This window comes from Delftia sp. UME58 (genome assembly GCF_014170385.1).
GTDB lineage: Bacteria > Pseudomonadota > Gammaproteobacteria > Burkholderiales > Burkholderiaceae_C > Comamonas > Comamonas acidovorans.
Map to the genome: position 1 here is coordinate 102,081 of NZ_LZZV01000032.1, position 8,104 is coordinate 110,184.

Genomic DNA, 8,104 nt, shown 5'->3' on the forward strand with positions numbered 1-8,104 from the left:
TGCAGCAACATGGAAACTGAGATGCACTCCCTTGCCGCTCCAGGCGCAGGGCTGCCCGGGGCAGCGCCTGTACCACTGGCTGTGGTGGCGGTGTCGCCGGCGCGGCGCGCCTGGATGCGGTTCAGGCGCAATCGGCTGGGGTATTGGAGCCTGGTGGCTTTTTGCGTGATGGTGGTGCTGAGCCTGGGGGCCGAACTGATCAGCAACGACCGGCCCCTGGTGGTGCGCTACGAGGGCCAGACCTACTGGCCGCTGTGGAACGATTATTCCGAGAAGACTTTCGGCGGCGACTTCGAGACGGCCACCGACTACCTGGACCCCTTCATCCGCGACCGGCTGCGCCAGGGCGACAACTGGGCGCTGTATACGCTCAATCCCTATGGGCCGCAGGCGCTGAACTACTTTGCGACCTCGCCCAATCCGGCGCCGCCCTCGCGCGACAACCTTCTGGGTACCGATGACCGGGGGCGCGATCTGCTGGCCCAGCTGATCTACGGGTTTCGCGTCAGCGTGCTGTTTGCGCTGGCGCTGACGGTGTCGGGCGTGGTGCTGGGCGTGGTGACGGGGGCCGTCCAGGGTTTTTTCGGCGGCAGGACCGATCTGGCATTCCAGCGCTTCATCGAGATCTGGGGTTCCATGCCCGAGCTGTATCTGCTGATCATCTTCAGCGCGGTGCTGGCGCCCAGCGTCTCGCTGCTGCTGGTGCTGCTGTCGCTGTTCGGCTGGATGGGGCTGTCGGACTACGTGCGTGCCGAGTTCCTGCGCAACCGCCAGCTGGACTATGTGAAGTCGGCGCGGGCGCTGGGCGTGGGCAATGGCGCGCTGATCTGGCGCCATCTGCTGCCCAACAGCATGACGCCCGTGGTGACTTTTTTGCCGTTTCGCATGAGTGCGGCCATCCTGGCCCTGACCTCGCTGGACTTCCTGGGGCTGGGCGTGCCGCCTGACACCCCCAGCCTGGGCGAGCTGCTGAACCAGGGCAAGAACAGCATCGATGCCTGGTGGATCTCGCTGTCCACCTTTGCCGTGCTGGTGGTGACGCTGCTGCTGCTGACCTTCATGGGCGATGCGCTGCGCGATGCGCTGGACCCGCGCAAGGCCGCTGCCAGCGATGCCGCCCCCGGTGTCGATGCAAAGGACGCCGCATGAACGCAGAGCAGCCGGCAATGGAAATACCTTCGCCCCCCGGCCGTGGCCGCACATTGCTGTCCGTGCGCAACCTGCGCGTGCGCTTCGGCAGCAAGGACGTGGTGCACGGCGTGAGCTTCGACCTGGCGGCCGGCGAGAAGCTGGCGCTGGTGGGCGAGTCCGGCTCGGGCAAGACCATCACGGCGCTGTCGCTGCTGCGGCTGGCTGGGGATGCCCAGCTGGGCGGCCAGGCCCTGTTCGACGGCCGCGACCTGCTGCGCCTGCCCGAGCGCGAGATGCGCGCCGTGCGTGGTGGCGACGTGGCCATGATTTTCCAGGAGCCCATGACGGCGCTCAACCCGCTGATGACCGTCGGCGAGCAGGTGGGCGAGGTGCTGCGCCTCAAGCAGGGGCTGACGCGAGCGCAATCCCTGGTCCAGGCTGCCGAATTGCTGGCGACCACCGGCATCGCCGAGCCTGTGCGCCGCGCCCGCGCCTTTCCCCACCAGCTCAGTGGCGGGCAGCGCCAGCGCGCCATGATCGCCATGGCGCTGGCCAGCAGCCCGCGCCTGCTCCTGGCCGATGAGCCGACGACGGCACTCGATGTCACGCTGCGCGGCCAGATCCTGCAGTTGCTCGATGACCTGCAGCGCCAGACCGGCATGGCCGTGCTGATGATCACGCACGACCTGCACCTGGTGCGGCGCTTTGCCGACCGCGTGGCGGTGATGGAGCGCGGGCAACTGGTGGAGCAGGGCGGGGTGTCGGCGGTCATGGCGGCCCCGCGCCATGCCTATACGCGCAAGCTGCTGGCCAGCGTGCCGCGACGCGACCTGATCGAGGTGGAGGCAGGCGCCGACGCCACGGCTGGCGAGCCGCTGGTGCAGGCACAGGGTCTCAAGGTCAGCTATCCGGTGCCGCTGGCAGGCATGCGCGGATGGTTCGGCCAGGGGCGCTTCGTCGCCGTGCAGTCCGCAGACCTGGAACTGTTGCCAGGGCGTACCGTGGGCGTGGTCGGGGAGTCGGGATCGGGCAAGTCCACGCTGGCGCAGGCCGTGCTGGGGCTGCTGCCCCATGAAGGCCGGCTGCGCATTGCCGGCCATGCCTGGCAGCAGCCAGCCACGCGCAACTCGCCCGCCAACCGTGCGCTGCGGCGCAAGGTGCAGGTGGTGTTCCAGGACCCGTATTCATCGCTGTCGCCGCGGCTGACGCTGGAGCAGATCGTTGGCGAGGGCCTGCGCGTGCATGCGCCGGCGCTGGCGGCGACGCAGCAACGCGACCGCATCGTGGAGATGCTGTCGTCCGTGGGCCTGACGCAGGAACAGTTTCCCGGCCTGCTCGACCGCTATCCCCATGAATTCTCGGGAGGCCAGCGCCAGCGCATCGCCATTGCTCGCGCCCTGGTGCTGGAGCCCGAGGTGCTGGTGCTCGACGAGCCCACCAGCGCGCTGGATGTGACCATTCAGCAGCAGGTGCTGGGCCTGCTGCAGCGGCTTCAGCGCGAGCGGGGCCTGGCCTATCTGCTGATCACGCATGACGTGGACGTGATCCGCGCCATGGCCCATGACGTGGTGGTCATGAAGGATGGCGCCATCGTCGAATCCGGCCCCGTCGCCCAGGTGCTGGGCGCGCCGCGCCAGGCGTACACGCAGCGGCTGGTGGAGGCCGCGGGCTTCTCGGGCGATGGCATGCCCGAGGGGTTCTGAGGCAGTTGCCGGACCGCGCTACCAGCTGCCCGTGGGATTGACCCCGTCCTGCAGGATCCACTGGACCTTGTCCACGGGCACGCCCAGCAGCCGGGCCTGTGCCAGCAGGCGTGCCGCCACGCCGTCGGCCAGCTCGGGCGTGCGCGAAAGAATCCAGAAATAGCGCAGGTCCGATCCCACCACCATGGCCCAGCGGTACTCGGCATCAAGAGCCACCACGTTGTAGCCGCCGTAGAACGGGCCGAAGAAAGAGACCTTGAGTGCCGCAACGTCCGGGCCGTGCACCGTGCGGGCCTTGCCCTCGGCCGATTTCCAGCGCCGGTGGCGGGCGTCGTAGCCCCGGTTCAGCACGTGCACAGTGCCGTCGGGAAGCGGTGTGTACTCGGCCTGGGTGCGCTCCAGGCCTTTTTCGAAACTATGGTCGATGCGGGCCACTTCATACCAGCGGCCCATGTAGCGCTCGATGTCCCAGCCGCGCACCGGCTCCACGGTAGGGGGGATGGGTGGGTTGCGCAGGCCCTTCCACAGCAATGCTGCTGCGGCGGCGCCAACGGCAAGCCCTGCCAGGCCGGCCGTTGGCAGAACCCAGGCGGGGCGGGGAGTGGATCGGGCAGTTGACTCTGTATCTGGTTGGCGGGGTGACATGGTGCGGAACTCCGTGTTCAGGCAGGCGTGCATGCCAGGGGTCTTGCGCGCTTGGCAGCATGCTCCTACTTTAGGACAGAAAACCGGGTCGCAGTGTAGGCCGGCGCTGCCTGCGCCGGTGCTGTGCGGACCGCGCAACGCTGGAACTTTCCCTATGCCAGAGCAGGCCATGTGTTTTTTTGTGCGCGGTCATGCAGGTCTATGGCCTAATTGCGCGTTCTCATTTTTTTGAAGAAGGAAATGCCATGGGCAACAAGATCGTTACCGAAGCCGACCGCAAGTTCACTCCCCAGCCTCCCCTGCCCAACGGCGTCACCCTGCCCACGCCCGGCCGTGGCCAGCGCGTGAGCCGCGCCCGTGGCGCGCACACCCACACCAAGAAGAACCCCGGCAAGCGTCACCGCTGAGCACGGCGGTCCGCATGCACGCCTGCTGCGGCCACGTTCTGAAAGCAAAAGCCCTCGAAAGAGGGCTTTTGCTTTTGAGGCACCGTGCTCAGTGCTGCAGTGCCTGTAGCTTGCGGCGCAGCATCTGCACTTCCTCGATCAGGTCCGCCGTCAGCGCGGCCAGCTGAGGGTCGGCATCGAAGCTGTGCTCCAGGTGGGCTATGCGGCGCGCGCGCACCAGTGTCTGGCTGCTGAAGCGCCACTGTGCCTGTGGCGCGTCCGCTTCACCGGCTTGCTCGTTTTCGCAGTACAGCACGCCGGTCTGCACACGCTCCACCACCCAGGCGGTGTTGCGCCGGCAGTGGCGGGCCAGATCCTGCAGGTCCAGAGCGCCTTCGCCCAGCAGTTCTGCCGGCTCGTAGAAGGGGTACAGCGGCGTGCTCATCGCGTGGCTCCTTGGCCCGCTGCGTGCTGGCGGGCATCGAACGAGGGAAAGGCCTGGGCCAGTGCCGCATAGGCCTGGCGCTGGGCGTCGGTCTGGGGCTCGGGCAGGGCGATGCCCAGCACCAGGTACAGGTCGCCCGGCGTGGCGGCAGGCAAGCCCTTGCCCTTGATGCGCAGCTTGCGGCCGGCGCGGCTGCCTGCGGGTACGCTGACCTCGAATTCACCGGCAATGGTGGCCACGCGGACCGGGCCGCCCAGTGCGGCTTCCCAGGGGGCCAGGGACACGGGCTGGTAGACATCCTTGCCCTCGGCCCACCAGCGCGGGTCATGGCGCAGATGCACTTCCAGCAGCAGATCGCCTGCCGGGCCGTTGCCCAGGCCCGGGCCTCCCTGGCCGGCCAGGCGGATCATCTGGCCTTCGCGCACGCCCTTGGGAATGCTGACCTGCAATTCCTTGTCGCGCGCCACCGGGTGGCCGTCCTCGTCCAGCACCGTGGTGCGCAGGTGCAGGCTGCGCTGCGCGCCCTGGTAGCTGTCCAGCAGGTCCAGCTCGATGCTGGCGTGCTGGTCCTGCCCGCGCAGGTCAGGCGCACGGCGATGCTGGCCACCTCCGCCCGCATGGCGGGCACGTGCGCCCTGGCCGAACATCTGTGAGAAGAACTCGCTGAAGTCCGCGTCGCCTTCCGGCATGGCGCCGTCGCCGCTGCGAAAGTGAAAGTCCTGCCCTTCCCAGCCGGGCGGTGGCTGGAAGCCGCCGGCGCCAGGCCCGCTGCGGCGCGGCGCATCGGCCAGGGCGTCATAGGCGGCGCGCTTTTCGGGGTCCGACAGCACGGCATTGGCTTCGTTGACTTCGGCCATGCGCTCGGAGGCGTCCGCCTCCTTGCTGACATCGGGGTGGTACTTGCGCGCCAGCTTGCGGTAGGCCTTCTTGATGTCATCGGCACTGGCCTGCCTGTCCACGGCCAGGATGCGGTAGTAGTCCTTGTAATCCATGAATTTCCGTCCTCCGGCCCTTGCGGGCGATGTTCTGGACAAAACCGGATGCAGCATAGCCCGGTCATGGCAGGGTCTCAACCGATGGGCCTTTTCCTGCTTGACTGGCATCTTGTGACGGGTTCATTACATTCGCGCGTCGGCAGGACGGAACAGGAGGCGTCGGACATGGCACATGGCAGTCGATGGCGGGCTGGGCGGGGGCGTACAGGCTCCAGGGGATGGAGGGCCCTGCTGGGCGCATGGCTGGTGGCCGGCGCGTGTGGAGCCTGCGCGGTGATGGCGCAGACCATGCAGCCAGCACCGGGCGTGCCCATGGCAGACCTGCCGCCGGCCGTGGTCAGCGCCCCGCTGCCCGATGTGGGCTCCATGGCCGCCAGGGTGCTGGCCTGCACGGCCTGCCATGGTCCCGAGGGCCGGGCCACGCCCAGCGGCTACTTTCCGCGCATTGCGGGCAAGCCTGCGGGCTATCTGTACCGCCAGCTCAAGAACTTCCAGCAAGGGCGCCGCAGCTATCCCGCCATGAACCGGCTGATCGAATTCATGTCGGACGACTATCTGCGCCAGATCGCCACGCACTTCGCTGGCCTGGAGCTTCCCTATGCCGCGCCTGTACCGGTGCAACTGCCGCCCGCTGAACTCGCCCGTGGCGAGCAACTGGCCTTGCGCGGCGACGCGCAGCGCAGCCTGCCCGCCTGCGCTGCCTGCCATGGTGAGCGGCTCATGGGTGCCGGGGACGACATCCCGGGCCTGCTGGGCCTGTCGCGCGACTATCTGAACAGCCAGATCGGTGCCTGGCGCTCCGGCCAGCGCAAGGCGGCGGCGCCCGATTGCATGGACCAGGTGGCCAAGGCGCTGACGGCGCAGGAGGTCGTGGCCGTCACGGCCTGGCTGTCATCGCGCCCTGCGCTGGCGGCGCCGGGTGGACACGAAGCCCTGGCCCTGCCCATGCCGCTGCGCTGCGGCGCCGTGGCCGCCATTGCTGGCCAGGAGGGCAAGCCATGAACACCCTGGCAGAAAACGCGGCAAGCGGGAGCACACGCGGGCGACGGCGGCTGGCCAGGGCGGCAGGGCTGGCGTTGCTGATCATCGCCCTGCTGGGCGCGCTCCTGGTCTGGTTCAACCTGCGCGGCGAGCAGGGCGTGCACGCCTATGGCCATGGCGGCTGGTCAGGCGCGCGCGAAACGCCAACTGCCTTGATCGAGCGCGGTGCCTACCTGGCCCGCGTGGGCAACTGCGCAGGCTGCCATACGGCGGCTGGCGGCGCCGAGTATGCGGGCGGGCGGGGCCTGCCCACCTCGTTCGGCACGCTGTACACCAGCAATCTCACGCCTGACAAGGAAAGTGGCCTGGGGCTGTGGACGGCCCAGGACTTCTGGCGTGCAATGCATAACGGGCGGTCACGGGAAGGGCGCCTGCTGTATCCGGCCTTTCCATATGACAGCTACACCCATGTGACGCGTGCCGACTCGGACGCGTTGTTTGCCTATCTGCAAAGCCTGCCCGCCGTGCGCGCGCAGGCGCCCCGGCATGCGCTGGACTTTCCCTATGGCTGGCAGGGCTCGCTGGCCGTCTGGCGCGCGCTGTTCTTCACCCCGCAGGATTGGCAGGACCGGCCGCAGAAGGCGGCTGCCTGGAATCGCGGCGCCTATCTTGCCCAGGGCCTGGGGCACTGCGCGGCGTGCCACGCGCCGCGCAACGGCATGGGCGCCTCGTCCCAGGCCATGTCCGGTGGCTTTGTGTCAGGGCAGGCCTGGTATGCGCCGTCGCTGCTTGATCCGGGCGAAGCCGGCGTGCGCGCGGGCCAGGAGTCCGCCTGGGTGCAGTTGCTGCAGACGGGTTCGGGTCCTTCGGGATCGGCGCTGGGCCCCATGGCCGAAGTCGTGGCGCGCAGCACCCAGCACTGGCAACCGCAGGATCTGCAGGCCCTCGCTTCCTACCTGCAGGAGCAGGGCGCGGCAGCAGGCCCGCCCAGGAGCAGGCCTGCTGCCGCACCCGTGCCATCCGGGCAAATGGCCTTGGGGCGGGCCATCTACGAGCGGCAATGCGCGGTTTGCCACGGTGCCGAGGGCCAGGGAACGCCGGGCGCGTTTCCCGCGCTTGCGGGCAATGCCTCCGTGACCCTGGCCGAGCCGCGCAACCTGTTGCTGGTGTTGTTGGAGGGGGGCTACCCACCCTCCACCCGGCAGCAGCCGCAGCCGCACGGCATGCCGCCTTTCGGCCATGTGCTGTCCGACGCACAGGTGGCCGCCGTGGCCAGCTATGTGCGCAACGCCTGGGGCAACAAGGCGGCGGAAATCGGTAACATGGAGGTTTATCGCGCCCGGGAAGGGCGTGGTTTCTGAGAGGCTTTCATGGATTCAATGGCCGGCAAGCTGCCGGACGACAGCGACGCCACCCGCCCCTGGTGGGTGGTTTGCCTGTGCGCGCAATGGTGCGGCGTTTGCAACCAATACCGAAGCACGTTTGCGGAACTGGCAAGCCAATTCCCGCAGATGCGCTTTGTCTGGCTTGATGTCGAGGACCGCGAGGATGTGGCCGGTGACCTGGACATCGAAACCTTCCCCTCGCTGCTGGTGGCCGATGGCGAGCGTGCACGTTTTCTGGGGCCGGTGCTGCCCCAGGCGGGGGTTGTGGCGCGCATGCTGCAGCTGCAGCCACGGCGGCCACCTGTGCGTCGGACAGCACATGGCCGAAAGGCGGCATGCCGTGCGGCTGCGGCTGCTGCCGGGTGGAGGGTGGGTAGCCCCCCTCCAACAACACCAGCAACAGGTTGCGCGGCTCGGCCAGGGTCACGGAGGC

8 protein-coding genes and 1 pseudogene are annotated in these 8,104 nt (G+C 68.5%); 6 read left to right on the forward strand and 3 right to left on the reverse strand.

Annotation, left to right across the window (positions count from 1 at the left end; all coding sequences use genetic code 11):
* Positions 1-21: 21 nt before the first annotated feature.
* Together A9976_RS11110 and A9976_RS11115 are read left to right on the forward strand one after the other, a co-directional pair.
* The gene (locus A9976_RS11110) at positions 22-1,149 is read left to right on the forward strand and encodes an ABC transporter permease (RefSeq protein WP_259649179.1); all 1,128 of its coding nucleotides are present in this window, start codon (positions 22-24) and stop codon (positions 1,147-1,149) included.
* The gene (locus tag A9976_RS11115; protein WP_183019060.1) at positions 1,146-2,834 is read left to right on the forward strand and encodes an ABC transporter ATP-binding protein; all 1,689 of its coding nucleotides are present in this window, start codon (positions 1,146-1,148) and stop codon (positions 2,832-2,834) included. The genes A9976_RS11110 and A9976_RS11115 overlap by 4 nt, the downstream gene beginning before the upstream one ends.
* 18 nt (positions 2,835-2,852) lie before the next feature.
* On the opposite strand, the gene A9976_RS11120 is transcribed toward A9976_RS11115, so the two are convergent.
* Complete coding sequence (locus tag A9976_RS11120; RefSeq protein WP_183019061.1) at positions 2,853-3,479, reverse strand: lipocalin family protein; 627 nt, start codon at positions 3,477-3,479, stop codon at positions 2,853-2,855.
* Between the two features lie 245 nt (positions 3,480-3,724).
* On the opposite strand from A9976_RS11120, the gene A9976_RS11125 reads away from it, so the two are divergent.
* Complete coding sequence (locus tag A9976_RS11125; RefSeq protein WP_012204826.1) at positions 3,725-3,886, forward strand: hypothetical protein; 162 nt, start codon at positions 3,725-3,727, stop codon at positions 3,884-3,886.
* A gap of 88 nt (positions 3,887-3,974) precedes the next feature.
* On the opposite strand, the gene A9976_RS11130 is transcribed toward A9976_RS11125, so the two are convergent.
* Both A9976_RS11130 and A9976_RS11135 read right to left on the reverse strand, forming a co-directional pair.
* Positions 3,975-4,310 (reverse strand): chaperone modulator CbpM, encoded by a 336-nt coding sequence (locus A9976_RS11130; RefSeq protein ID WP_183019062.1) that lies wholly within the window; start codon positions 4,308-4,310, stop codon positions 3,975-3,977.
* Complete coding sequence (locus A9976_RS11135; protein WP_183019063.1) at positions 4,307-5,302, reverse strand: DnaJ C-terminal domain-containing protein; 996 nt, start codon at positions 5,300-5,302, stop codon at positions 4,307-4,309. The genes A9976_RS11130 and A9976_RS11135 overlap by 4 nt, the downstream gene beginning before the upstream one ends.
* A 168-nt stretch (positions 5,303-5,470) precedes the next feature.
* On the opposite strand from A9976_RS11135, the gene A9976_RS11140 reads away from it, so the two are divergent.
* The 3 genes and pseudogenes from A9976_RS11140 to A9976_RS11150 form a co-directional block, all read left to right on the forward strand.
* The gene (locus tag A9976_RS11140) at positions 5,471-6,307 is read left to right on the forward strand and encodes a c-type cytochrome (RefSeq protein WP_183019064.1); all 837 of its coding nucleotides are present in this window, start codon (positions 5,471-5,473) and stop codon (positions 6,305-6,307) included.
* Complete coding sequence (locus A9976_RS11145; protein WP_183019065.1) at positions 6,304-7,647, forward strand: cytochrome c; 1,344 nt, start codon at positions 6,304-6,306, stop codon at positions 7,645-7,647. The genes A9976_RS11140 and A9976_RS11145 overlap by 4 nt, the downstream gene beginning before the upstream one ends.
* A 9-nt stretch (positions 7,648-7,656) precedes the next feature.
* A pseudogene (locus A9976_RS11150) lies at positions 7,657-7,962 on the forward strand (thioredoxin family protein); the annotation flags it as partial.
* Positions 7,963-8,104 lie beyond the last annotated feature (142 nt).

Excerpts from the sequence above, each read along its gene's own strand:
- A9976_RS11140 (WP_183019064.1), top strand. The coding sequence starts at position 5,471 with ATGGCACATGGCAGTCGATGGCGGGCTGGGCGGGGGCGTACAGGCTCC.
- A9976_RS11115 (WP_183019060.1), top strand. The coding sequence starts at position 1,146 with ATGAACGCAGAGCAGCCGGCAATGGAAATACCTTCGCCCCCCGGCCGT.
- A9976_RS11145 (WP_183019065.1), top strand. The coding sequence starts at position 6,304 with ATGAACACCCTGGCAGAAAACGCGGCAAGCGGGAGCACACGCGGGCGA.
- A9976_RS11110 (WP_259649179.1), top strand. The coding sequence starts at position 22 with ATGCACTCCCTTGCCGCTCCAGGCGCAGGGCTGCCCGGGGCAGCGCCT.
- A9976_RS11125 (WP_012204826.1), top strand. The coding sequence starts at position 3,725 with ATGGGCAACAAGATCGTTACCGAAGCCGACCGCAAGTTCACTCCCCAG.
- A9976_RS11130 (WP_183019062.1), bottom strand. The coding sequence starts at position 4,310 with ATGAGCACGCCGCTGTACCCCTTCTACGAGCCGGCAGAACTGCTGGGC.
- A9976_RS11120 (WP_183019061.1), bottom strand. The coding sequence starts at position 3,479 with ATGTCACCCCGCCAACCAGATACAGAGTCAACTGCCCGATCCACTCCC.
- A9976_RS11135 (WP_183019063.1), bottom strand. The coding sequence starts at position 5,302 with ATGGATTACAAGGACTACTACCGCATCCTGGCCGTGGACAGGCAGGCC.